The sequence below is a fragment of the Marinifilum sp. JC120 genome, assembly GCA_004923195.1.
In the GTDB taxonomy this organism is placed as follows: Bacteria; Desulfobacterota; Desulfovibrionia; order Desulfovibrionales; family Desulfovibrionaceae; genus Maridesulfovibrio.
In genome coordinates this window covers 91,644-117,100 of record RDSB01000010.1, presented here as the reverse complement: position 1 = coordinate 117,100, position 25,457 = coordinate 91,644, and the positions used below count along the sequence as shown (strand labels likewise).

23 protein-coding genes and 1 tRNA gene are annotated in these 25,457 nt (G+C 48.2%); 9 read left to right on the top strand and 15 right to left on the bottom strand.

The annotated features are described in order from the left end of the window. Positions 1–19 precede the first annotated feature (19 nt). The 3 genes from D0S45_11540 to D0S45_11530 are packed head-to-tail and all read right to left on the bottom strand — an operon-like array spanning position 20 to position 2,176. A complete protein-coding gene (locus tag D0S45_11540) occupies positions 20–1,039 on the bottom strand; it encodes a glycosyltransferase (protein ID TIH15294.1) in 1,020 nt (339 codons plus the stop codon). Continuing rightward, entirely contained in the window at positions 1,036–1,974 is a 939-nt protein-coding gene (locus D0S45_11535; protein ID TIH15293.1) for an adenine nucleotide alpha hydrolase family protein, read from the bottom strand. Before D0S45_11535 ends, D0S45_11540 begins: the two co-directional genes overlap by 4 nt. Positions 1,975–1,978: 4 nt before the next feature. Further along, complete coding sequence (locus D0S45_11530) at positions 1,979–2,176, bottom strand: hypothetical protein (protein TIH15292.1); 198 nt, start codon at positions 2,174–2,176, stop codon at positions 1,979–1,981. A gap of 319 nt (positions 2,177–2,495) precedes the next feature. Between D0S45_11530 and D0S45_11525 the strand changes: the two genes are divergently transcribed. The 4 genes from D0S45_11525 (at position 2,496) to trpS (ending at position 4,784) form a co-directional block, all read left to right on the top strand. Beyond that, positions 2,496–2,855: a response regulator gene (locus D0S45_11525; GenBank protein ID TIH15291.1), complete on the top strand. Its 360-nt coding sequence runs from the start codon at positions 2,496–2,498 to the stop codon at positions 2,853–2,855. Between the two features lie 154 nt (positions 2,856–3,009). After that, positions 3,010–3,086, top strand: a tRNA-Trp gene (locus D0S45_11520). A 36-nt stretch (positions 3,087–3,122) separates the two neighbouring features. Next, entirely contained in the window at positions 3,123–3,761 is a 639-nt protein-coding gene (locus D0S45_11515; GenBank protein TIH15290.1) for a site-2 protease family protein, read from the top strand. Positions 3,762–3,788: 27 nt separating this feature from the next. Then, the gene (trpS, locus tag D0S45_11510) at positions 3,789–4,784 is read left to right on the top strand and encodes a tryptophan--tRNA ligase (GenBank protein TIH15289.1); all 996 of its coding nucleotides are present in this window, start codon (positions 3,789–3,791) and stop codon (positions 4,782–4,784) included. Positions 4,785–4,934: 150 nt separating this feature from the next. Here trpS and D0S45_11505 read toward each other — a convergent pair whose 3' ends face one another. From D0S45_11505 to D0S45_11490, 4 genes are all read right to left on the bottom strand, one after another. Then, positions 4,935–5,090, bottom strand: coding sequence for a BFD-like (2Fe-2S) protein (locus D0S45_11505; GenBank protein TIH15288.1), 156 nt, complete (start codon positions 5,088–5,090; stop codon positions 4,935–4,937). Between the two features lie 13 nt (positions 5,091–5,103). After that, entirely contained in the window at positions 5,104–5,640 is a 537-nt protein-coding gene (locus D0S45_11500; protein TIH15287.1) for a hypothetical protein, read from the bottom strand. Between the two features lie 175 nt (positions 5,641–5,815). Further along, positions 5,816–7,003, bottom strand: a complete 1,188-nt coding sequence (locus tag D0S45_11495; GenBank protein TIH15286.1) for a permease — start codon at positions 7,001–7,003, stop codon at positions 5,816–5,818. Continuing rightward, positions 7,000–7,389, bottom strand: coding sequence for an ArsR family transcriptional regulator (locus D0S45_11490; protein ID TIH15285.1), 390 nt, complete (start codon positions 7,387–7,389; stop codon positions 7,000–7,002). Before D0S45_11490 ends, D0S45_11495 begins: the two co-directional genes overlap by 4 nt. A gap of 209 nt (positions 7,390–7,598) precedes the next feature. On the opposite strand from D0S45_11490, the gene D0S45_11485 reads away from it, so the two are divergent. Next, the gene (locus tag D0S45_11485; protein ID TIH15284.1) at positions 7,599–7,910 is read left to right on the top strand and encodes a hypothetical protein; all 312 of its coding nucleotides are present in this window, start codon (positions 7,599–7,601) and stop codon (positions 7,908–7,910) included. On the opposite strand, the gene D0S45_11480 is transcribed toward D0S45_11485, so the two are convergent. The 5 genes from D0S45_11480 to D0S45_11460 form a co-directional block, all read right to left on the bottom strand. Continuing rightward, positions 7,911–8,348: a molybdenum cofactor carrier gene (locus D0S45_11480; protein ID TIH15354.1), complete on the bottom strand. Its 438-nt coding sequence runs from the start codon at positions 8,346–8,348 to the stop codon at positions 7,911–7,913. Between the two features lie 211 nt (positions 8,349–8,559). Beyond that, on the bottom strand, positions 8,560–11,058 hold the full coding sequence (locus tag D0S45_11475) for a response regulator (GenBank protein ID TIH15283.1): 2,499 nt from the start codon (positions 11,056–11,058) through the stop codon (positions 8,560–8,562). Next, positions 11,055–12,293: an ABC transporter substrate-binding protein gene (locus tag D0S45_11470; GenBank protein TIH15282.1), complete on the bottom strand. Its 1,239-nt coding sequence runs from the start codon at positions 12,291–12,293 to the stop codon at positions 11,055–11,057. The genes D0S45_11475 and D0S45_11470 overlap by 4 nt, the downstream gene beginning before the upstream one ends. Positions 12,294–12,354: 61 nt before the next feature. Further along, positions 12,355–14,121: a hypothetical protein gene (locus D0S45_11465; GenBank protein ID TIH15281.1), complete on the bottom strand. Its 1,767-nt coding sequence runs from the start codon at positions 14,119–14,121 to the stop codon at positions 12,355–12,357. A gap of 10 nt (positions 14,122–14,131) precedes the next feature. After that, positions 14,132–14,518: a response regulator gene (locus D0S45_11460; protein ID TIH15280.1), complete on the bottom strand. Its 387-nt coding sequence runs from the start codon at positions 14,516–14,518 to the stop codon at positions 14,132–14,134. 248 nt (positions 14,519–14,766) lie between these two features. Between D0S45_11460 and D0S45_11455 the strand changes: the two genes are divergently transcribed. The 4 genes from D0S45_11455 to D0S45_11440 are packed head-to-tail and all read left to right on the top strand — an operon-like array spanning position 14,767 to position 19,823. Next, positions 14,767–15,831 carry a hypothetical protein gene (locus D0S45_11455; GenBank protein ID TIH15279.1) on the top strand — a complete coding sequence of 355 codons (1,065 nt, stop codon included), beginning with the start codon at positions 14,767–14,769 and terminating at the stop codon, positions 15,829–15,831. 8 nt (positions 15,832–15,839) lie between these two features. Further along, complete coding sequence (locus D0S45_11450) at positions 15,840–17,045, top strand: hypothetical protein (protein TIH15278.1); 1,206 nt, start codon at positions 15,840–15,842, stop codon at positions 17,043–17,045. Then, positions 17,042–19,072: a PAS domain S-box protein gene (locus tag D0S45_11445; GenBank protein ID TIH15277.1), complete on the top strand. Its 2,031-nt coding sequence runs from the start codon at positions 17,042–17,044 to the stop codon at positions 19,070–19,072. Before D0S45_11450 ends, D0S45_11445 begins: the two co-directional genes overlap by 4 nt. Before the next feature lie 37 nt (positions 19,073–19,109). Next, positions 19,110–19,823 carry a response regulator gene (locus tag D0S45_11440; GenBank protein ID TIH15276.1) on the top strand — a complete coding sequence of 238 codons (714 nt, stop codon included), beginning with the start codon at positions 19,110–19,112 and terminating at the stop codon, positions 19,821–19,823. Between the two features lie 92 nt (positions 19,824–19,915). Here the strand turns inward: D0S45_11440 and mltG are convergent, their stop codons facing one another. The 3 genes from mltG to D0S45_11425 all read right to left on the bottom strand — a co-directional run bounded on the left by mltG (position 19,916) and on the right by D0S45_11425 (position 25,025). Then, positions 19,916–20,944: an endolytic transglycosylase MltG gene (gene mltG, locus D0S45_11435; protein TIH15275.1), complete on the bottom strand. Its 1,029-nt coding sequence runs from the start codon at positions 20,942–20,944 to the stop codon at positions 19,916–19,918. A 14-nt stretch (positions 20,945–20,958) separates the two neighbouring features. After that, positions 20,959–21,366, bottom strand: a complete 408-nt coding sequence (gene ruvX, locus D0S45_11430; GenBank protein TIH15353.1) for a Holliday junction resolvase RuvX — start codon at positions 21,364–21,366, stop codon at positions 20,959–20,961. A gap of 116 nt (positions 21,367–21,482) precedes the next feature. Then, the gene (locus D0S45_11425; GenBank protein TIH15274.1) at positions 21,483–25,025 is read right to left on the bottom strand and encodes an FAD-binding oxidoreductase; all 3,543 of its coding nucleotides are present in this window, start codon (positions 25,023–25,025) and stop codon (positions 21,483–21,485) included. Positions 25,026–25,457: the final 432 nt, after the last annotated feature.

Here is a 25,457-nt window from a genome sequence, read left to right as displayed (position 1 = left end):
TTTTTCAATTTAAAAATACTTACGAAACCAGCAAGTAATCCCGCCCCATCATATAACCGCGTGTATCCAGAAATTGGGCAACCTCATCTCGTGCGCCCCAACTGGCTACGTAGGAAAGCAAAAAAGTATCTCTCGCCGGAGGGACTTCATCACGGTGCAGGACTTTTTTGCCGTGGATGAGCATGCCTACCTTGCGCGGGTCCACATCCACGTAGAAGGCCGTTTCCACGCCGAGGCTCTCAAGCATTTTATATCGTTTGCGGGAGGTGCGTCCGGAGCCGATTATGCCAACCTTGGGATTGGGCCCGAGATAGTTTTGCAGCCAGTTGAATAGATAACTACTTTTAATGCGATAGAAGGCTTCAATTGTATACTTAGGATGATTGCGTGATAACCGGTCCGGCGGATCATTCCAGATGAGCAGCTCTTCATCCACCTTACGCATCTTTACCCCGGCTTCCAGCCAGCGCAGGACTAGTTCGTAATCTTCGGGAAAATCTCCATCCCTGAAAGGGCCGTGTTTCTGAATGAGTTCTTTACGCATCATGATGGACGGATTGGCAAAAGGAAATTCCACAAAGCGGTTCAGGGAAATTTCATCTGCACCGACGAGGGTGTTAATCCAGTCCACGTAATGGGCGTAACCGCCGTTCTTTTCGCGGTCCCCGCCGAAACCTACCCGACAGGCAGTCAGTCCGGTTTCAGGGTCGCGGTCCAGCAGTCCGGCCTGCTTTCCAATGCGCTGCGGCAGGGCCAAGTCATCAGCATCCATACGTGCTATATAGCTTCCGCAAGCAGCCTCTATGGCTGCATTGGCTGCGCCTACCACACCTTGATGCTCAAGGAATAGCGGTTTCAATCGTGAATCACGGGATGCGTACTTTTTAAGTATTTCGGCGGTGTTGTCTGCTGAACCGTCGTCTACGGCAACAAGTTCAAGATCCTCGTAACTCTGGCCGAGAATGCTTTCAATTGCCGCGCCCACAGTGGACTCGCAATTGTAGCAGGGCATGGTTACCGAAACCTTGGGGTTGCTCATGCCTTTTCTGTTTCCATGGATTCTTGCTCAATGGATTCCTGCAACTGGCGTCTAAGTCTGCAAATGCTGCATTTTCCGGCAGATGTGGGGTAACCGCATTCGGTGCAGGGTGCGATCACGTAATCCTTTTCTTCTTTTTCCAAGGCGGAGAATGCGGGACGACCGCGATCAAGGAATCCTTTGTAAAAAGCTCGTTTGGTGCCGGGACTGCGTAGTTCCATATCCCGCCAGAGCAGCTTGTGTCCGGTGAAACTGGCTCCGGAGCTGTAGGGGCAGGGCAGGTGATGATAGGGAATGTCTGCCAAAAATGAAAATATGGCACTTTCATATTCAGTGACCCGGAAAAGAGGTTTTACCTTCTTGGCAAAGCCGTTCTCCGCAGGCAGCACCGGACCCTGATCAGAAAGATATCCCTGATCCCAGCGCAGAGTGTTAGCGAAGAGGCGCGCAACTTCGTCATCAAGGTTATGTCCGGTGGCAAGAGCGGTGTAGCCTTCTTCAATGGCAACCTTGTTGAAATAATGGCGTTTAAATTTACCGCAGATGGCGCAGATAGGGCGGCGGATGTGCTTCTTGATCAGCGGGATGGGTACGCCTTCTTGTTCAAGTTCCACAATACGCAGCGGGTAGCCCTTATCTTTACAGAAATCTTCCACCACGGAGCGGGCTTTGATGGATGATTCGAAAATTCCCAGATCAATGTGCAGCCCGGTCACATTGTAACCAAGTTCGGCCAGAGCGTACATGAGTCCGAGGGAATCTTTGCCCCCGGAAAGGGCGACCAGCACCTTGTCATCAGGTTCAAGGAGCTTGCGTCTTCTGATACCCTGAGCAACCTGCTTCATGAAAAAAGCATTAAAATGCTCTTTGCAGAACGCGGCGTTGTGACTGGGCAGTGCAACAAATGCCTTTTCTTTGCATACCTTGCATTTCATATTATTACCCTACGGAAATTACTTTTCTGAGTGTTATTTCATCGCCTTGATTGATCCATTCGTCCTGGGTGAGCAGTTCACCATTGCGGATGACCAGTGTGTCGGTGTGATGCAGCCCCTGTTTGTTCAGTAATTGCAGGACTGTCTTAAGTTTTGTGTATTCTACTGTCTGGCCTTCAGGTTCGATTTTGACAATTACCATGGGCAGACTCCTTTTTTCTTTATTATATGATATGATGATGTCCGAGGCTTAGGGCTTTAGCGTTTAAGTGCGTTTTCATCAAGCTTTTCCTACTTCAACGAGATAGAATTTTGTCTCTTAAAGTTACAATCGAGGAAAAATAGAAAAAAATGCAGCCAGAACGGGAAAACGCTGTTAGTATGGGTTAGGTTTAAGACATGAATTAGACGTGTGCAATCTAAATGGCGCATAGATGAAAAAAAAGCCTATAAATGTTGACCCGAGCTTGAATATTGAACTAAACTGTTAATAATGAAAAACGACTTTCAAGGAGTTGCATATGGCTCAGAAAACAATTTTAGTCGTTGACGACGAAAAACATATACGGATGCTCTACAGGGAAGAGCTTGAGGCCGGAGGTTACACTGTGGCTACTTCTGACGGTACCGAAGATATACTTTCGGTTATCGGCCGGGAGAGTCCCGATCTCGTAATTCTGGACATCAAGCTTGGTATCAACCGTTCTGGTTTGGATCTCTTGCAGGAGATCAGGCAGAAGGATCAGGAACTTCCGGTGATCCTCAGCACTGCCTATGACAGCTTCAAGCATGACATGAAATCCATAGCGGCAGATCATTATGTGGTGAAATCCGTTGATTTGAGCGAGTTGAAGGAAAAGGTGGAGCAGGCTTTAGGCTGATTTGCGGTTCCATTCTTGTTGGCTGAGTCCTAAAATAATTAAACTTTTTTAGGGAGTCTATGAAAATAGGCTCCTTTTTTACTTGCCAAACCTATATGAGGGTGCTAGTACTCGCTTGGCTTTGACGGCAGAGATGTCTCAAGCCCATAAATGCAGGCCAGTAGTTCCAACGGCTAGAACGTCGGTCTCCAAAACCGAATGCTGGGGGTTCGAATCCCTCCTGGCCTGCCATTTATCACTTCTAAAAAGCGAACAAGCTCACAATCCATGTTCGATATCGCCAATACAATCAAAGAAATAAGCATCCTTGCTTTACCATTTCTTCTGGCAATTACCTGCCATGAAGCCTCTCACGGTTTTGCCGCGTACCTTTTAGGTGATCCTACGGCTAAGCAGGCCGGACGCCTTACCTTGAATCCAATCAAGCATCTTGATCCGATGGGAACCCTTGCCCTTGTGCTGACTCGCATGATCGGCTGGGCCAAGCCTGTTCCGGTCAATCCCATGTATTTTAAAAATCCGCAGCGGGATATGATGATTGTTGCTTTGGCCGGTCCGGCGGCAAACATGGTACTTGCGGTAATGTTCTCAATTGTCGTAAAGGTGATTCTTTCACTTGATGTGAATGGTCTGTCACCACTGATGCTCAAGATTCTTGAGCCTTCGGTGATGATTGCCAATGCGGGTGTTATTATCAATCTGGCTTTGTGCTTTTTCAATCTGCTGCCCATCCCTCCGCTGGACGGGAGTAAGATTCTGGCCGGATTTCTGCCCCGTGAGGCCGCATTCAAGTTTATGTCGTTCCGGTACGGATTCGTAATTGTAATCGTGCTGGCAATGCTCGGACTGCTCGGCAGGATAATCAGTCCGGCCATGAGTTTTTTCTATAATTTTCTGGTTCATTAGGACCGCCAAGCATACAAGATTTTTAAAATGAGTAAGACAAACAATCGCATAGTTTCAGGCATGAGACCCACCGGTAGGTTGCATCTGGGACACTATTTTGGTGTTCTGGTCAACTGGGTCAAGATTCAGGAAGACAATGAATGTTATTTCTTTGTTGCCGACTGGCACGCAATGACCAGTGAGTATTCCGATCCCCGCAAGATTCAGGGCTTTGTTCCTGAATTGGTCAAGGATTGGATTGCTGCGGGACTTGATCCTGAAAAGTGTGTGATTTTCCACCAGTCCCAGGTTAAGGAGCATATTGAACTGCACCTGATCCTATCCATGCTGACCCCGCTGGGCTGGCTGGAAAGGAACCCCACTTACAAGGAAATCAAGCAGGAACTCGCTCAGAAGGAACTGAACACCTACGGTTTTCTTGGTTATCCTGTACTTATGGCTTCTGATATTCTTATGTATAAGCCCTCGCAGGTTCCTGTTGGACAGGATCAGCTTCCTCATCTGGAGTTGGCTCGTGAGATCGCCCGCCGTTTCAACCATCTGAACGGTGAATATTTCCCCGAGCCAAACGCTCTGCTCACTGAAGACGCAAAGCTTCCCGGTCTGGATGGTCGTAAGATGTCCAAGAGCTATAACAACGGCATTTATCTCGGCGAACCTATGGAAGAGGTCAAGCCCAAGGTTATGTCCATGCTCACCGACAAGAACAGGCTTCGCAAGTCCGATCCGGGCGATCCTGAAGTCTGTAACCTCTATCCCTACCACAAGCTGCTTACCGATGCTGAGACCTGTGCTGAGATCGAGGAAGGCTGTCGCAACGCAACCCGCGGTTGTGTAGAGTGTAAGAAGTTGCTGGCCGAAAATATGGCTAAATTTCTTGAACCCATGCAGGAACGCCGTCGTCATCTGGATGAAAATCCGCAGCTTGTCTGGGATATTCTCCACGAAGGCACAGCCAAGGCACAAGCCAAGGCCAAAGAAAACATGGAAGAAATTCGCGAGCTGATCGGCTTTAATTTCTAAGTTTTATTTTACAAAGATATTAAAAAAAATCCCCTGTTGCAGATGCCGCAGGGGATTTTTCGTTTATTTAAATGGGCTGTTTTCAGTGGAGAGCTGGATGTTTTCTGATTGAGATATCTGGTCCACCAACTGGCGGATGTCCGGGAGACATCAACGACCTTTGGGGTTTTGGATAGCGCAATGGCATCTTCCATTTTGCTTCTCTTTCATGATGCGCTCAAAAATTGTCGATTTTCCATTTTTAAGCACATCACTTGCAATGTCCTCTGACGTATACCCAAAGCAATGGCAAATAAGCTGCGACATTTTCAGTATTCGCCTAGAATTTATTCTTAATAAATTCAGTAATAGTCTGAATGGCAGACTTCTTATGTTCTGTCACCTCTTCCTCTGTTTCCCACCATTGCAGATCGCTGAACTCAAGGGGCAAGCGCAGGGTCAGGAATGGCAGGAAGAAGCGGTACACATTTTTCTTTGATGAGCCTTCTGCTGAGTCAAAGTGAAAGAATACCTCGCCGATGAACCAAGCCCGGTCTTTTTGGGAAGCTGGTTCCGGGGGCTTGATGTACATGAAATCCGGGTCGGTTTCGGATTTTAATTCATTGTCATGAAAACGTGCGAAAAGGTCTAACACCTGCTTGCGGATCAATTTATCTCCGTAAACATCCACGATGAATGTGAACTTAAGAAACCCTGCTTCCGGAGTCAGGTTGTGGCGCGATATTTTGAGTACCCCGTCCTTGCGTTTTGACTCATCGTCATCAAGGAAAAGGTCGAAGGCGCAAAAGCCGATAAAGTTTTCCGATCCGCGCAGTTCTTCCAACTGCGCTTCAATTCCGGCACTACTTTTATTCATTGCTGTCCATCTCTTTTTTATCCGCTTCAGATTTGTCCCGGAAGTAGGATTGTCCCAGCCCGTTTCCAGTTCTTTTTACCATTTTAAAAATGGCAAATATGATGACCAGCATTATGATTATAGCTTCGACGCCTTCACCTGTCATATCTTGCTCCTGTTCTCACCTACGGGGTAGTTAGTGTGAATGCCCGTGCAATGATTCACCTTTCACTAATGCTGTTACCTTGGGAACGGCGATTAAGGCAAGCAGAATGAGTGCGCAGATGGTATAGAATAAACCATGTGTATCTTCCTGACCGGATTGGACCCAGTCAGTAATGCTCAGTCCAAGTGAATAATAGAGCCAGTTGGCAAACATTCCCAGTACAAGTGAGCAGCCGATGATGGAGCCGAGGTAGATGAAAGCTGATCGCTTGCCAAGCAGCTTGGCTACTACAGTGAAAGAGGCTGCATTTGTGGCCGGACCTGCCAGCAGAAAGACCAGTGCCGCACCGGGAGAAAGGCCCTTCAAGGCCAATGCCGCTGCAATGGGTGTAGACGCGGTGGCGCATACGTAGAGAGGAATCGCTGCCGCCAGCATAATCAGCAGGGGGAGGAATCCATCACCGAGGTTTTTTTCAATAAACCCGTCCGGGATGAGCGCACCGAATACTCCAGCCAGTATGACCCCGCCGATGAACCATAGTCCGATATCCTGCAACAGGTTGCCGAAGGAATACTTCATGCCGAATGACAGCTTGCCGGAGAATGAATCCGGGCGATCATCGTTATGACTGTGTCCGCAACCGCAACCGGAACCGGAATCAGCGCAGCTTCCATGGTCGTGATCATGCGCATTATTGTCATGGGAACCGCATCCGCAGCCTGAAGATTCCTGAGTATCTTCCATTTTGGGGAGTAGTACTGCATCCGGGATCAGTTTAGGAGCTTCTTTGTTGTTACCGTTTTTCTTTTCATTTCTGTCTACCATGATGCCCGCTACAACAGCGGTAAAAAAAGCAGCAAAGGGCCTGAAAATAGCCATTACCGGGTCGAGCAGGGCATAGGTGACTGCGATGGAATCCACCCCGGTTTCAGGGGTTGAAATAAGGAAGGAGGTTGTAGCACCTTTGCTTGCTCCCTGCTGACGGAGTTGAGCTGCGGCAGGAATTACTCCGCAGCTGCACAGGGGGATGGGGACCCCGAGGATGGAGGCTTTGAGTACATCAGATGTCTTGCCGGAACCGAGGTTTTTGGAAATGAATTCCGGACCTACAAAAGCTTTGAGTAGTCCGGCAATAAAGAAGCCCAAGAGCATGAAGGGCGCAGATTGGAGCAAAACCTCCCATGATTCGTGCCCGATGGTCAGAATAGTGTCGATCATTTCTTATCTCCTTGCGGAATATCACAACCGTCTCCCTGCATGTGGGCCAGAGCGGTCTGCATAATTATTTCCACGTGTTTGTCGTTAAGGCTGTAGATGGCTCTTCGTCCTTTTTTTTCAAACCGGACCATGCGAGCAGTTCGTAATAGTCTAAGCTGATGGGAAATTGCTGAATGAGTCATTCCCAAAAGCTCTGAAAGATCGCAGACGCAAAGATTTGTTATGGAGAGGGCGTGCAGGATTTTAATCCTGACTGGCTCTCCGAGGATTTTGAAGGTTGCAGCCAGTTCATCCAGTGTTTCCGAGGTACAACTCTTCGCTTCGACTAGTTCTACCGCTCCCAGTGTGGGATTGTGCCCGGTGCAGCAATCTGAATTATTTGTCATGATTTGACTCGATATGTTAATATGTGAACAACTGTTCATATATTAAGGCTAAGCCGTTTGAAGTCAAGCAGAAAGATTTCTATATTATAGCTAAGCTGGCTAATGGTAAAATATATAATTTAATTTGAAAGGGTAATTGATTAAAAGGAGTAATTGATTGTGTCTTCCTGCGCTGGAAGCTGGTATCTTATTTATGAAAGGAGCATGACTTGGCTGATACATCCCGTAACATAGTATACATTGATCCAGATTTGTTGGATCTGGTTCCTGTTCTTGTTGATTCTCTGTCAGCGGAACTCGAGGAAATGGTCAGTTGCGCGGAAAAAAGAGATTTTGCGAATTTTCGGGATAAGATACATTCGTCCAAAGGAGCAGCCCTGACTTTTGGATTTGAGGACTATGCACAGGAATTGGGCACTCTACGGGGGGCTGCGATCAATCAGGATAACGGAGAATTGCTCCAGAGTCTTGGCAGATTAAAGGTCCTTTTGAAAGAAACATCGTTTCTTCCTGCCGGCTGATTATATTTTTTTAAGTAATGTCAGGGCTTTCTTTCTGATTCCTGGAGCTCCGCTTTCCCGTGGTCCGGCTACATTCATCACTTTTATCTTGTGTGCAGCTATCCATGCCCTGATAGTTTGCAGCGCATCCTGATCGTCCAGAGGGATCACTGCCACGGGTTTTCCATGCTTGCGGGCCAACCTGATGGTAAGTGCAGTTCCTTTGGATTCGCAGTTGCCCGGAAAAATTAAGGTGCCGTCCGAATCAAGAACATTTCTCTCTGTCCTTTTCCAGTACTGCCAATCATTCATTTCCTGCATATTGTATTTAGGGGGGATGGGGCCATCTTCAGCCTTGCGCCCTTTAGGGCACCAGCCCCGATGTGGCAAACCGCGGTCTATTGCAGCATCGAGTGCACCTCGGTCAACTCCGGTCTGACCTCCTGACACAAACGTCATATCATTGGGGATGGTCTCTGGTCCTTTCGGGAAAGTACTCGATTGTAAATCGGATTCTCCACCGCATGCCGGGCAGATCAATTTTATTTTACTGTTGAGCAGGGCCGCTTGTTTTTCAAAAGAATCAAGCGGCCCTGTCCATGAACACTTTGAACAACTGGTGAATTTTCTGGTTCCGTACTCTGCTGGTCTTTCCATAGAAAGGGAAATATCAGTTTTCTGGTAAAATAACAATCTGTACTTCGGGGATTTGTGATAATCGTCTGAGATCAAGATTAGCACTCAACTCCGCAGTGATGAATATTGTTCCTTTAAATCCTGATGAGACCCTAGTCCATATTTCCGCGGGCGGGCAGTAATTGATTTTGCCCGGGCAGATTACCAACAGGTTTTCCGTGGGCTGCTCTTCTTCCTTGCCCAGAACCATGCATGGATCGGTCATCATCAGGTCTTCTTGCAACAAGCCGTGAATGGTTTCCACCAGTCTCTTTTCATCAATAGGTTTTATAAGCGCCGCGTCTCCCCCTGCCTGTTGGCCTTCGGCAAGCGCACTGATGACAATTACCGGAATATGTCGTGTGGACGGGTCCTGCCGCAGGGCCGTAATGGCTTTCGCTCCGTCCATGACCGGCATTTTAAGGTCCATGGTGATTAATTGCGGCAAGCGGGTCTTGGCGGTTTCCACTGCTTCCTGCCCGTTGGTAACCGTTATGATCCTGTAGCCTTCCTCTTCAAGTACCTGAGAAAGGAATTCGTTAAGTGCCGGGTCATCGTCGGCAACCATTATCAGCGGACTGTTAGCACTTCCGGGGTGAGCTTCTCTGGGTACACCTTTAGGTACTGGAATGGGAGACGGAGTGCTCTCTTCAGGCGTACCAATAGCCAAAGTGAAATGAAATGAGCTTCCTTCTCCCCGTTTACTATCCACCCAGATGCGTCCATTATGGTGGTCAACAATCTGTTTGCAGATGGGTAGCCCAAGTCCGGTTCCCTTGGGTTTTCCGGTCAGGGTGTCTCCGGCTTGCTTGAATCGTTCAAATATTTTTTTCTGATCTTCGGGTGAGATACCGCTACCCGTATCGCTGACGCTGACCATTATTTCATCATTATGAGATCGCGCTGTACAGGTGATGTAACCGGAGTCTGTGAATTTAACGGCGTTGGAAATGAGGTTAACCAGCACCTGCATGACTCTGTCCCGGTCTCCGAACATGGTGGGAATGTTTTCATCTATATCAAGAACCATTTCCAGATCTTGGGTTTTCCATAAAGGCGTGGTGGTCTGGACTGAGGTTTCAATAACTTCGGAAATCTCGATGGGAACTTTCTTCCAGTCGACCTTACCGGATTCCATTTTGGCAATATCCAGAACATCGTTGATCAGCTCGGTCAGCCGCTGGCCTTCGGAAACAATGATACCAATATTGTCCTGTACCTGATTAATAGCCCGCTGAGTTTTTTTGTCCGGGGCTTTACAGATGGGGAAAACCGATTTTTCCAGTTTTTTCTTGATGATCTTGGCAAAGCCAAGGATCGATGTCATGGGTGTGCGCAGTTCATGGGATACAGTAGAAATGAAGTCGGTCTTAAGATTATCCACTTCCTTTTCATACGTGATGTCGCGTATCAAAATTACTGCCCCAAGGCAGACGTTAATGTTGTCTCCTTCTCCCATTTTGTGGATCGGGGTGGCTACTGCCTTACCGGATCTGCGTCCGGAAAGTTCTATTTCTGCGGAATAGACTTCATGTTCGCATCCCTTGACCAATTCAAAAAGCGCGGTCATCTCATCAGGGAAAAATGCTTTAATATCCTTTCCCCTGACTTCATTTTCAGTAAAGCCGAAGAGGTCTCCAAGGGCCGGGTTGGTGACGGAAATTTTTCCGCTGATATCCACAACCAGCAACCCGTCTGCAAGGTTATCCATAATTACTTCCATGTAAGTGAGGGTGTCCTGTAACTCACTGGTAGCATTGCCCACTGCCCGTTCCAGCCCCGATATCAGGGTGGTCAGTTCTCCGGCCATGTTTTTCATGGTCCCTGCGAGCATCCCTATTTCATCTTTGGATGTAATTTCGATTTCTGCCGAGAAATCATGGTCGGAAAGTTTTTTTGCGTATTCGGTCAACTGGTTGAGAGGCTCTGAAATGCGCTTGACCATCATATAGAGTATGAAAACACTGCCCCAGAAGATGAAGAACATGACCACCTGTAACTTTGCAATGGCGGCCCAGACATATTTATTGATGATTCCCTTATCCATGCCCACATGAACATATCCAGCCATTCCGGCGAGGATGGGCTTGGTTATGTCGATAACTTCCCCAATACCGGGAACTTTCAATTCACGGATGGATACGGTTTTAGGGTGGATGCTTGTTCCTCCCAGAATTTCCGGGACTTCCGGTACAAATGTATGAGAGACAATGTCGCCGTTTGAATCCTGTACGTAGACATAGGCGGCACCGTCACTGTCCTTGAACTGATCAATCATAGACTGGATGGTCGAGGCGTCCCTGTTAAGCAGAATTTCCACGCTGGAACTGGCGATACTGCTGGCAATGGCTTTGCCTTTACTCACATATTCATCAACCATGTGGTTGTGAAGGGTGAGGGCTGATACAAGTGACATGGAAGTGGAAATGACCCCGAAAAGAATGAAGTTCAAGAGCAGGGTCTTCTGGAATATTTTGGACATTCTCATTTTCATTTGCTCCACCTCTTCCAATCCTTAAGCGGCACAAATTTTCCGTTGGAAGCCGTTGTGTAGTATACTTCGTCGAGTCCTTGATGCTTACCGCGTCCGAAGTTGACGTCCGTACCTATGCCAATGTCCAGATTGCGGATGGACAGGGTGGCAGCGTAGATGTTGTCCTGATATTGAGGCAAGGAAACCCGTTCCAGAATTTTGACCATCACCTTGGCGTTAAGAAAACCTTCAAAGCTGGTAAAACTGAATTGCTGGGGAGTGTAGCCTTTGCCGAACCCTTCCGGGGGGGGTGGGTTTTTAGCCATGGCTTCGCGGTATTCACGTACAGCCGGAAGGCTGGTGTCTTCGTAGCTGGGCACTGTCTGGGAATTAATCAGATCGGCTGTGTAGTCTTTCCCGGTTGAGCGGGTTAAATCGTCCAGTAGGTCCAGCATGTTTTCGCTGCCCACAAAGGAGAGGTTGCAGATGGGGGTATTTATTCCAGCATCCCTTGCATCCCGGATGAATGCCGCACAGGCTTCGTATGCTCCTACTGAAATTATTGCATCCGGCTTACCTTTTTTGATGATTTCCACCTGTTCCTGCATGGAATCGCTGAAGGAGGCTCCGCGTCTATATGTAGCCTCGGCAACAATGTTCATTTCTTTTTCGCGCAGGGCTTTTCTAATTCCGTCCCATCCACTCCTGCCGTATGCATCTGCCTGATAGAGTACGGCCACACGGTGACGTCCGATCATATAAAGATTATGGACCAGTCCCCATGTTTCCTGCCTGTAGGAAGCCCGCAGGTTAAAGACATATTCTTCGTAAGGAAATTCCCTTTGCGGTTGAGCTCCGGTAAAAGGGAAAAAAAGATATTCAGGTTCGTTGGAGTTGAAATGTTTGATGACCGGAAGTACGCGGGTGACAGTAGGGGTACCTACGTAATTGAAAAGGCAGTCAATTTTATCTTTTTCAACCAGCTTGATTGTATTGCGGATAGCTGGTTCGGGGTTGTAGCCGTCATCCATGAATTTAATGACAATTCTGCGCCCGTTAACCCCGCCTTGTGCGTTGATTTGATCAAAATAAGCTTTTGATCCCCGGTAAAGCTCTATCCCCAGTCCTTTACTGGGACCGGTGAAAGCTGCGGACATTCCGAGCAGGAAGGTTTTTGGTTTCTCTGCAGCGGCTGGGGGGCATAACAGCAGGGAGGTGAGCAGGAGCACTGCCAGCGTGGATAAGGCTTTGTACATACCGGAAACCCCGGGGGTTTTACAACCGCACCCTCCATAACAACAGTTTGAAGGTCCGGTATTAGTTTATGTTGTTGCGAGGTATTTTGCAGAACCTCGCAGATACCGGACGGTCAAGGTCAATTGATTCCGCCCCGTTTTCAATGTCAGAAATATTGTTGATAAAGAGGCTCACCAGATTCTGATCCAGTTTGCCTTCAGCAGCTTCCAGAGAGAGGATCTTCAAAGCCCGTTCTTTGGGAGTCGCAGGTTTGTAGTGCCGTTCCTGAGTGATGGCATCATAAATATCAACGATGGCCAGAATTCTGCTCTGGATAAGAATATTATCAGCGTATAGCCCTTCAGGGTATCCTGATCCGTCCAGCCTTTCATGGTGCTGTCCTATTATGGTCAAAAGCTGGGAAAGATCATCTTGAAAAGGGATGTGTTCAAGTATGCGTTTGCTTTCAGCCGGGTGCCGTTCGATTTCCATACGTTCTTCAGCAGTTAGGTTGCCCCGGCGTACAGTTAAACACTCCCTCTCTGAGGGGTGGAGCATATGAATGGTAGAACCATTAACCTTGAATTTTACATCACTGATAGTGTTAACGAAGTCGAGATCGTCTTGAGCGGGACTCAGAGAACTGTTGATCTGTTTGATCCGTTTATAATCATTTTCCCACTCATGACTGTGATGGATACCGAACAACTTTAAGCGCATACCGATCACGTCAACCATGGATTTTGGTAAACGGGTTTTTTTAGTCAGCACTTCTTCTTTAATGCCAATCTTGCCGATGTCGTGAAGGATTCCGGAATAAAAAATTTCACGCAGCTGTTCATCTGAAAAATCTATGTGCTCGAATGTTGCGCCGTCTTGTGAAATTTGTCTGGCAAAGGATACCGCAAGATGGGCCACTCGTTCGGAATGACCGGCGGTAAATGGGTCTCGGGCGTCAATTGCTTCAGCCAGTGCCTTGAGCAGAGCGTCCATCATTACCCGGATAGATTCGAAGTTGTGGGCATTGCTGATTGAAATTCCGGCCACAGAGGAAAGTGTACTGACGTGTTTCAGGTGTGCGGCGTTGAAAACATTTGTGCCGCATGAGGTCAGTACAAGCACTCCCTCACATACGTTGGGAGAGGGAATAGGCATTATCAGCATGGATCTGATTTTGGCGGAAAGTTTGTCGTGGCAGCGTTTATCTTTGGTTACATCGTTTATGATTTCGCCGCGTAAGCTGGAAATAATGTCTTTGAATAGGGAACACTCCACAAGGCTCTGGGATTCTTCCGCTGAAAAATTACCGAAGCTGTCAAAAATCCTGAATCCTTCTTCTTCCGGTAGATACACCGCGCCCATTTCCGCAGGCAGGGCTGAAGTTTTGCATTCGTTGGTCAGGGCGGTGATAACATCCTTGAGGCGCAGAGAATTATTCAACTCTACTATTGAGCGATGGAGCAGGGCGAGTTCTCTATATTTGGAAAGGGTTTCTTCACCGATGAGTCTTCTGGCGGTTTCAGATTCAATGTAATTTGCTATGGAAAAGGAAGTAAATTCCAGAACTGATTTGATGTGGTGCAGTTCCGGTTCGGAAAGATTGTTGCGGTTATGAATGAATGCCCCGAGACAGAGGTTGTCTCCTGCGGGGTTCTTTACCGGGCTGAGGATTGTTTCTTCAAATGAATGGCGGATAGGATGGGCGCAAAAAATAGGTGTACCATCAATATAGATACAAAGTACCGAACCCTCGGGAAGAAGCGGAAGTGCCTTTTGCAAGAACGCCTTCAGCTTTTTGGGTTTGATAATTTTTTTAAGCCGGATTTCCGGATTTAGTCCTGCATTCATGGCGATGGGATCAATCCTCAATGTTCAGGATGGATTTTGCTACCTCTAAAATTTCGTCCGGGTCGAAAGGCTTGGTCATATACCGTTCCGCTCCCAGTTCAAGACCGTGTTTGCGGTCAGCCTCCTGCCCCTTTGCGGTCAGTAGTATAATATTCACGGCAGAAAGTCCCGAATCTTCTCGCACTGCCTGACATACTTCATAGCCATTCATGTATGGCATCATAATATCAAGAAAAACCAGATCCGGGCGTTCTTCGCGAATACAGTCAAGTCCTTCTTCGCCGTTCTCGGCTGTCAGTACTTCAACTCCGTAATCATCTTCCAGTTCTTCCAAAGTCTGTTCAAGAAGCATCCTGATGTGGACTTCATCATCCACAACTAGAATCTTTCCGGCCATGCTCCCTCCCTCTTTATTAGCAAATTGCGCTCATATTTACATATTGTGTTCAAAGTCGGCAAGGGGTAGTCTTAGGAAAATGAAAAAAAATTAGCTTATTGCTAATGTTGTGTATAATGTTCGAAAGGTGTGGGGATGCTCACTCAATGTAGTGATAGCCTTTTTGCTTGAAATAATATATTTTGGTTTATGCCCTCTTGTCTTTGTTGGCGGGGTTATTGGGGCATATCCGTAACAGATTTGCTTATATGATACAGTCTAAAGTAGATTCAAGATTTCTTGGAACAATTCAGGATTCGTTCCACGGTTTACCGCCCATGCCGGGGCCGGTGAAGATGTTCTTTATGTTTTTGGGAGCAGCTCTTTTGCTTCTTCTGATCGGGTATTGGTTAAAAAAGTACGGTGTAAAAAGACTTATTTACGATTTATTAAAGAAAACACCTTTTGGAATTCATTTTGAAGATGAAGAGAACGAAGGCCGGGAAAAAAGGGTAGCAAGTAATGTTGGCCGCAATGGCGAGCCGTGGAAGGTTGCAAGTGATCAGGACATACTTGATAAGTTGGTCATGAGCCATGCGCAGGTTGATATCCTTGTGGAACGTTCCGGGCAACGCTCGCTTGCTGCTGTGGTTAATGCGGCGGGAGTGGAAAACCTTGATGTAGTAGTGATTTTCAAAGATATGGTCAGCGAAGAACTTCTTGTCCCCGGAACGCAGGTTAAATGTATTTTTCCCGAAATGGTGCGTGATAAAAAGAAGGTCAATGCTTTTGTCGGGTTTGTAAAAAGCAGGTCCCAGAATAAGGGCATGGTCATAACCCGTCGTTCTTCATTTGGTTTTATTAAGCGCAGGGTCTTTGCCCGGCGCAAAGTTGCGGACCAGCGGTATATAAAAATTAAAATATGGCGGCTTGAATCCGAGGATTATGATGTGGATTTTATTCTGGACAATATGGAGCCGGATGTCCTTATCGATAACCGCAAGTTTCAAACTCCCAACCCGTCTGTTGCTCAGGTGCTGGATATTTCCAAGGGTGGTATCGCCTTGACCGCGACCTTCAGGAAAGGCGGGAATGTTATCTCGCGCAATGACAAAGTCCTTCTATGTATGTTGATTTACCAGCCTGCACGCAAGGCTTTTCAGCCTCACCTTATCTATGCAGAGTCTCGGGCAGCAAGTTCCATGGGAAGAGGGATGACCCGGCTCAGTTTCCAGTTCATGCGCAGCCTGAAGATTCCTCCCCGTAAACGCAGTACCTTGTTTAAAGGGCAAGCAGTAATGGCCATGAGTCTGGCCCATCCTGAAAGAGAATAAAGCAGTCTATGAAAAAGATATTACTACTGGCCCTGTTCCTGATTCTTGTTGCCTGTGAACGTTCGGTTTCAATAGAAGTCGAAGAAAACGATAGCGCGGGAGTTCATCCCGACCGGGTTGTACTTGGTGCATCTCTCGCTCTTGAGGGGCATGCCAGCTACCTGGGAACCCAGACCATTCACGGCGCCCTTGCCTACCTGAAGCATATCAATGAACAGGGTGGAGTTCACGGACGGGAAATTGAGGTCGTCACCTATGATGATTCTTATGATCCGCCCAAATGTCTGATCAACACCCAGAAATTGATTATTGAGGATAATATTTTTGCCTTGTTTTGCTATGTGGGAACCCCTACCACGGTGGAGGTTCTACCACTGGTGGAGGATGCACGTATTCCTTTGCTGGGCATGTTCACCGGAGCGGATGCTTTGCGTAAACCGTTTAATCGTTACGTAATTAATATCCGGCCTTCCTACTATCTGGAAACCCGTGAGGCTGTGCGGCATATGATAGAGGATCTCGGAATCACTAAGATTGCGGTTTTCTATCAGTATGACGCATTCGGGTTTGACGGGCTCACCGGAACTGAGCTGGCCTTGAAGGATTTTGACCTCGAACCGATCGCAAGAGGCTCATACACCCGTGGTTCCCTTGACGTGAGTGAGGGCGTCGAGCGGATCAAGGATTCCGGGGCGCAGGCAGTGTTCATGATCGGGACCAGCGGACCATGTATCAAGTTCATGGACCGTTTGTATGAGGAAGGTCTCAGCCCGGTTTATTATACGGTTTCTTTTATGGGAGCGCGTGAGTTCGCCCGAAACCTTAAATCGGATAAAGAACTGATTCTCATGTCTCAGGTGGTTCCTCCCTTTGCCGATGACCGTGATCTTTCCAGCTCTGAAGCCGCCAGTTATATTGAGTTGCTCAAAAAATATTATCCCGAAGACACGCCTAACCTTGTGGGGCTGGAAGGCTTTTTCAACGCCCGTATCCTTGTAGAGGGCTTGAAGCGTAGCGGGCGTAATTTAAACCGTGAAGGGTTCATCAAGGCTATTGAGTCTATGAATAAATATGAAATTGCACCGGGGATCACTGTTTCGTATGGCGAACAAGATCATCAAGGCATGGATAAAGTTTATTTTACCCGTTTTAAGAATGGCAGGTTTGAGTTGATACGGGATTGGGACGACCTCAAGAAGGGGGCTTTGAAATGAGCTCTTTTTCAATGCATAAACTTGTGGATCGGTTTTCCGGCCTGACTCTCAAGAATAAAATATTTATTTCCACTCTTGGAGTAATCCTGATCATCAGCGCCATAATTGCTTTGCTGGCCCGTTGGATTCTTGTTTCTTCCCTGACCAAGGAGCTGGAGCTACGCGGTGTGGCCATTGCTTATTCCATTGCCGAGCGCGGGGCCGGGTTCATTCTGGACAAGGATTACCCCCGGTTGCTTAGTCTTGCTTTTGAGGAAGCCAAGCTGCGTGAACGGCAGCATTTGATCACCTACATTTATATTCTGGGCAAAGATGGTAAGGTTTTATGTCATACCTTCACCAAACCTTTTCCCGGAAAGCTGGCGCAGGCCAACCCCATTCCCGAAGGAGAGGACAAGTCCCTGCGGCTTATTGATCTGGGCAGGACCTCTGCTTACGACATTGCCGTTCCCATCAAGGAAGGTTTGTATCGCATCGGAACAGTGCATGTGGGGCTTAACAAGATTCACATTGACGAACTTGTTTCCACGCTCCGTTTCACTTTTTTGGGATTTATTTCTTTTGTTGTTGTCATCATCTTTGTGATCAGTCATCGGCTTGCAAAATACATTACCCGTCCGGTCAGCACTTTGACCCGTGTTTCCGATGAACTTTCAAAGGGTAATTTTGATATCAGCCTAGACCTGCTTGCCGAGGGCACAGATTGGAGCGCGTCTTCCTGTCCTGCCTATCATAATACGGATTTTCCATGCTGGCATTTTGATCTTTCATCAGCTGGAGATAATCGTGAAGCGAATGGACGGGCCAACAGTCAACAATGCCGGGACTGCCATTTTTATTACAAACGCGAAGGGGATGAGGTGGTCCAGCTTGCGGACAGCTTCCGTAATATGGTCTGGTCCATCAAGCTTTATCGCCGCAAGCTGCGTGAGTCTGAGGAAAAATACAAATCTCTTTTTGACAGCGGTCCGGACCCGGTTTTGGTTATATCTTGTTCAGATTTTACAATAATTGATGCCAACCCGCGTGTGACCGAGCTTTACGGTTATTCCCGCAGTGAACTTATCGGAGAGCAGTTTCTCAGGCTGGGACCGGAATCCAACGAGGAATGCATCAAGGCATTTGAGGAGTACGGCGGTCCTTCCGGATGTATTTATTTTCCCAAGATTATCCATTACCGTAAGGGCGGAAGCCCGGTGTATGTGAACATGCACGCCTGCCCCATCACTTACAGGAGTCAGCCGTCAATTATTGTAGCGGTTAACGATATCACTGAGATCATCGAGAAGGATGCCCAGTTGGTGCAGGCTGCTAAGATGAAGTCTCTTGGTGAGATGTCCGCAGGGGTGGCTCATGAGGTCAATCAGCCTCTAAACGCCATTAAAATGGGTAGTGAATATCTTGCGTTGATGGCTGAGCAGGGGCGCGATGTTCCCGCCACTCAATTACAGGAGGTGGCTACAGAGGTTAGCACCCAGGTGGACCGTGCAGCTGAGATTATCAGTGCCTTGCGGGCCTTCGGGCGTAAATCAGGTTTTAAGACTGACAAGGTGGATATCAACGGACCTGTACGGAGTGTGCTTACACTTGTGACTAAGCAGTTTGAGTTGCAGAATATTTTTATCCACCTCAATCTTGTGGATGGATTGCCGAAGATTATTGCTGAGGATAACCGTTTGCAACAGGTGTTTTTTAATCTGGTGAATAATGCCCGTGATGCCATTGCCGAGAAACGTGAAAATCTCGGTTTGGACAGTGAAGATTATATCAATATAGACACTTATGAGCATGGCGATCTGGTATGTGTTCGTGTCTCAGATACCGGGGCAGGTATTACCGAGGAAGTGCGCAACAAGATTTTCGAGCCGTTTTTCAGTACCAAAGAGGTAGGATATGGCATGGGCTTGGGCCTTGCCATTACCTATGGCATAGTCCGAGACTATAAAGGCAGTATTGATATTGAGAGTGATCCCGGTCAGGGAACATCTTTTATAATCAGTTTTCCTACTGTCCGTGAAGAAAGTTAATTTTTAATAGAATAGATAAGCTTTTCAGGGGTTGGGCGTGAGCAAGATTCTTGTAATTGATGATGAAAAAGCAACTTTGAACATGTTCAAGATGCTTCTTACTGTCTACGGGCACGAGGTCCTTACTGCTGAGAATGGCGAGGAAGGGATCAGCGTTTTTGATACCGAGAAGCCAGATTTGGTCATGACCGACATAAAGATGCCGGGCATGGACGGCTTGCAGGTGCTGGGAAAAATCAAGTCCATTTCACCGGATTCCGAGGTAATTGTGATTACTGGGCACGGGGATATGGATCTTGCCATCAAGGCTCTCAATCTTGATGCCACGGATTTTCTAAACAAGCCGGTAAAGCGTGAAGAACTTGAAAAGGCCTTGCAGCTTTCAGCGGACAGGATCAAATTTGCCCGCAGCAGGCAGAGAGATATCAATCTGACCCTTGAAGATGATCTGGCGGTGATCAACATCACTGGAAACCTGACTTCCAAGTCAGAAGGGCTGTTGCTGGATGTTTTTGATGAAGCCCTTGCCACTGCCAAAGGTAATTTCCTGCTTATTTTTGAGGAAAAGTCCTCCATCAACGGAGCGGCTATGGATTCCCTCTTTAAGCTGGTGGAAAAGGCCCGCACCCGTGGATGTGGGGTGCACATAGCAGGCCTTTCCGAAAATTTTCGTTCCGTGCTCCATTCTATGGGCGTCACCCAGATGGCGTCTGTTTATGAGACGGAAGCGGAGGCGCGGCGGAGTTTGTAGGGTTTAAGAATTCCCGCACGATTTAAAAAAGTAAAAAGGCGGACCTGAGTCGGGTAACTCGGGTCCGCCTTTATTTTAGGGGTGGATTTGTTTTAATTATACGACCGGTAGGTATCCCGATTCCGGCGCAACTGATATTTTTTAACAGCTGCGTTGTGCTCTTTGAGGGATTTGCTGAAATAGTGCGAGCCGTCCCCCTTGGCAACGAAATATAGGTACGAATGCTTTTCCGGGTTGAGGGCTGCTTTGAGCGAGTCGAGGCCCGGAGAGCAGATGGGGCCGGGGGGTAATCCCCGGTGTTTGTACGAGTTGTAGGGGTTGGATTTGTCGGTCAGGTGTTTCTTACGCAGATTGCCGTCAAAAGTTTCACCCAGACCGTAGATGATGGTCGGATCGCATTGCAGCAGGTAGCCCTTGTTCAGGCGGTTGGCGAAGACTCCGGCAATGGTGCGCCTCTCGCTTACATCCCCAGTTTCTTTTTCCACTAAGGAAGCAAGGATTACTGTTTTATGGATTTCCTGCGGGGAGGGTAATTTACCGTCCCATGCCTTGTTGGCAGCTTTGCGGAATTCCTTGAGCATGGTTTCCACCATGACTTTTCCGGTTTCGTTTTTGGGTCGGGTCAGCAGGTAGGTTTCCGGGAAAAGATAACCTTCGGCATTTTTTGCCGGGATTTGATATTTTGCCAGCAGGGCCGGATCGGAAACAGCTTTTTTGAATGCTCCGTATTCGGTCAGCCCGGATTTGTCCGCTCTTGCAGCTGTGGCCCACCAAGTGAGGCCTTCGCGTACGGAAAATTTATGCAGTATGCCGGAAGAAGTGGTCAGGGTTTCAAGTACCTGCGGAGCGGTCATATTTGACCAGAGGCTGAATTCCCCGGCCCGGACCTTGGATGCTTTGTCCTGCGCCTGCGCGTATTGGCGGAACTGCTTGACGTCGGTTATCAGCCCGGCCTTGGCAAGGTCGCTGGCAATAGTCCACAGGGGCTGGCCCGGTTCCACGGTAAAAAGAATCTCACGGCCTTCCATCTCGGGAGGGAGATTAAGAAAGGTCCAGTTGCGGTACATGAACCAGCCCGCCACCAGCATTAGAGCCATACACCCGAAGGCGATGGTGGGCATTACATAGCGTATGACTATGCTCGGGCGAGCCACGTTTCCAGAATTATTTTCGCTGCCTGGCTGTCCAGATTCTTCTTTCTTTTCCGGTCCCAAAGTCCGGCCTCCTTGAGTTCGTCTTCCGCTGCAATTGAGCTAAGTCTTTCATCCACAAGATGAATGGGCAAGTCAACCCTTCTTTCCAGCGAGGCCGCAAAATTGCGCACCTGCCGAGTGGTCAAGGTGTCTTCCCCGTCCAAAGAAAGGGGAAGGCCGATGACAATGTCACCGACCTTTTCATTTTCTATAATTTCAAGCAACTCCGAGAACATCACATCGCGGGTGGTGCGTTCCATTACTTTATATGGAAATGCAAAGATTTGATCAGGATCACTGATCGCCAAGCCCACGCGCTTTGTACCAAAGTCTATGCCCAGTACTTTCATATAAAAACCAAAATTAAAACTATTAAAACGTTTTGGATTCTTAAACCCTTTTGGAAAAGGGGTTAAGCCGCCGTAGGCGAGATCCATTTATCAAATAGCGCGTTAGCGCATCATATCTAAATTAAAACAAGTTCATCCTGACGGGTAGCGCGTTCAAGTTCTTTCTTGAAATCCTTGCGCCACTTGGGACCGCCGATAAGTTCGGCCATGTATTCCACAGTATGGAGAACACGGTTTTGCTTTTTAAGGGTATCCATGTTGCGTTTGATCCCAACTTTACAAGATGGGCAGCCGACCAGTACCGGGGTTTCCTTGCCGTGTCCTTGAAGATCATTCTTGAGCTGTCCGCCCTTGCGGTCACGCAGCTTATTGAAGATTTCAGGGCTGGTGATGGACCCGAGGCCGGATTCGCCGCAACAGCCGGGTGAGAGTGTTACCTCAGCACCGAGCAAGTCCGCAACTGCTTTGCGGTACATTTCCGGGGCCTTGTTCTTTTTCACGTCAGTCCATTCGGTATGGCAGGAGGCATGGTAAATTACATCCTGTGTCGTATTGACGGTATTGAAATTGAGATTGCCCGGATTACTGAGCAGGTATTGCATGGCATCCTTGCGCTGAATTTCATGTCCCAGTTCCTTGAATTCGTATGATTCAAGTGATTCGCGGCAGGTTCCGCAGGCGGTAATCAGGGTGGAAACCTTCATCCCCGCAATGGACGCCTTGGCGATGCGGTACTGAATGTCGCTGATATTGCGGTGGCGGTTAGTGTTGTATGCTTCCACGCAGCCGCTTGCCAGCAGCGGATAACCGCAGCAAAGATGCTTGGCCGGCATGATCACATTCACACCGGATTTGAGCAGCAGGTATAGGGTTGCCATACCGATATCCTTAGAGAACAGGGACGCGCCGCAGCCGGGGAAGTAGTAAACACTGTCCGGGGCAGGGGTGTTCTGAAGGAACATGGAACCCTTATCGAGATTGATGGTCTCAGACAGGTTCTTGAAATCCATGGCCGGAGTCTTGCTGTGCAGCATGGGCGATTCCATGCGCCTGCGCCAGTGGCCGGGAACAAGTCCCACGGCTTTAGCCTGCAACCCTGCGGACAGAGACAGGAATTTGGCTGCCTTGGGCAGTCTGCTTTGTGGATCCTTGGCGACAAAACCGAGTACTGCATTCTTAATCGGATGCCCTCCGGTTCCTTTGTATTCAAGGAAAGAACGGATCTGGAGTGCAGCTCCAGCAGAATCAATCTTGATGGGGCAGACCGAGGTACAACGACCACAGGCGGTGCAGTGCTCCATGATTTTCCTGAGTCTGGTCATGAGATCCGGGGAAGGTTCACCGCGCTGGACCTGTGAATAGTAGATGGCTTCAATGAGCGCACCAAGTGCGATGTTCTTGTTCCTCGGATGGTACATGAGTCCCTGCTCCGGGAAAAACATGGGGCAGACCTGTTTGCATTTTCCGCAACGGGTACAGGTCTGGATGTTCTGGAGCAGTTCCATCAGGTGTTCTTTATCCTTGATGGCAGTCTTGTTCAGGTCGTTGATGAGCCTGTTGAACGAGAATGTGTATGCCGGAGAAGGAAGATTTCTGCGGGTCAACTTACCGGGGTTGAGGATATTGAGCGGGTCCACCTTGAGCTTGTATGCTTTGATGGCCTCGATCTTTTCCTCGGAAAGGTAATCGATTTTGGTGATACCGATACCGTGCTCACCGGAGACTTCCCCTTTAAGTTCAAGGACTTTTTTGAACACATCATCAACTGCCTCATGGGCACTGTGCAGCATATCCGGGTCATTGGAGTTGACCGGAATGTTCACATGGCAGTTACCGTCACCAGCGTGCATGTGGTTGGCGATGATGATGCGCTGTTCCTTGAGCTTCTTGAGAATTTTGTTGATTTTGGAATCCAGCTTGGGAAACTCGTCGCGCAGTTCCTGAAAGAGGTAGTAAACCTGTCCTTCCAGTTCCTGATCACTCATATCCTTACCGGTTATTTTTCCTTTGAGGATGTTGGTGGTCCGTTCAAGGGCCAGTTCAACTTTGGGTTCCTCAATGGGGAATCCTTGCAACTCCTTGATGGAGAGCAGGGAACGGCGGTATATTTTTGCCAGATAGATCAAGTTCAGATCTTCAAGGAAATCCGAGAAGTCCGGGATAACTTCAAGGGGGATAACGATATCTTCGTTAACCTTGAAGCCGGAAGTACGTTTCGCGATTGCGGAAAGTTTGTGGCGGTCTTCCCAGAAAAGTTCCGCCTCTTTCTCATTGCGGGCGGCAAAGATGTCCACCCCGTCGTAGGGCTGGGCAATGGAAAGAATGGTATCCACCGCGCTTTGCAGGGCGGCTTCATCATCGGAATCCAGTTGCAGGATGAGAACGGAAATGGGGTCGCCTTCGTATTTTTCGGATTTTTTAACGTACTTAATGGCCTGTACGTACTTGGGACCGAATTCTTCCAGCGCAGAGATTTTTACAAGATCGCCTTCCTCGCGGATGGTATCGCGCAGTGCGACTACATCCTTGATGACCAGCATGGCGTTACGCATGGAACGTCCGAAGAATTCAAGACAGAGCACACGGGAGTTACTCGGCTTAGGGTAAAGGGCGAAGCAGCATTCAGTGATGACGCCGTCGACCCCTTCTTTCTGTACTCCGGGCAGTCCGCCGAGGTATTTGTTGGTTACGTCCTTACCGAGTCCGGTGGTACGGATTTCTTCGGCAGTAAGTTCAATGGTGTCGGTGAGGCGGTCTTTGGAGTCGTAGATCTCAAAGGTTGCGTCTTCGTTGGCGAAAATCTTGTGCCCGGGATGGCCCTTGCGGCGTACCTCGACGAGTTCGCCCTTGGGCATAACCATCTTATAGCTGATGATATTATCGATGGTGCAGCCGTATTCAAAGGCAAAAGGACCGCCGGAGTTTTCAGAAATATTACCGCCAAGAGATGAGCCTGCCTTTGATGCCGGGTCTACGGTGAAAAGCACGCCTTTCTTGTCCGCAGCATTGATGGCATCAAGGGTGATGACCCCGGCCTGTGCGCAGAGGGTCATGGAGTCGGTATCCACGCTCAGGATTTTCTTGAAGCGGGCAAGGGAAAGCACGGCTGTACGGTCAAGGGCCGGGATTGCGCCCCCGGTTGCACCGGTTCCACCGCCGCGCGGGATCAGGCCGAACTGCATTTCATTGGCAAGGCGCACAATAGCCCGGACCTGCTCGGTATCTTCAGGAAAGAGAACCGCGATGGGCAGTTCGATACGCAGGTCAGTGGCGTCGGTTGCGGATTGCACAACTGTATGCGGATCAAGTCCGATACAGTGTTCGGGCAGGATCTCTTTCATCTTTTCAACGAATCTGTCCCGGAATTCTGTGTCTGCATCCTGCTTGAGCCAGAAATTTTCCACAGAGCGAGTCAAACGCTGAGGATACTCGCCGGAAAGAGTCGGGCGGGCAAGGGTCAGGGTGCGGGACACTGATTTGCGGACCAGTTCAGGGTCGATGAACGGGTTATAACGCACAAGGAAAAGCTCCGCTGCGATGCTTTCCGCAAGGGTGCGCACATCTTCGGGCCAGCCTTTGAATTCAAAGGGATCAAGGCCGAGTACTCGTTGCAGGAGTGCTTCGGCGGGAATGGAAATATGAGGACCTAATTGAGGCATAGTTTTTTACCGTGAATTGTTTTTGTTTTGCAGGGAGGCAGAACACCATCCTGTGAAGAAAAAAGGGAATATAGTGACCACAGTGGTTAAAATCAAGCAACTATTTTGCAAAATAATGATTTTTATCAGATTTTTATTTAAGACCTGATTGTTTAATTCTCTGGATTAATTGATTTATTTCGTGAGAGCAGAGGATTAAGGAATGCAAAATTGTTTTTGATTGGACGGCAAAAGGCATTAACTCTGCGCCATGAGCGCGGGCCTTATAAAAATGTGCCGTTCACCAACACCTATAATAATGGTCCCGCCGATTGTAAAGCTCTGTGTGCTCTTAAAGCTTGACAGAAATAGTGTATTTGAATGATTATTTCGGCCTTCACATTTCTCACAATTGATAGTTTTATAAACTTCATTTCGAAATTCGTAATATAA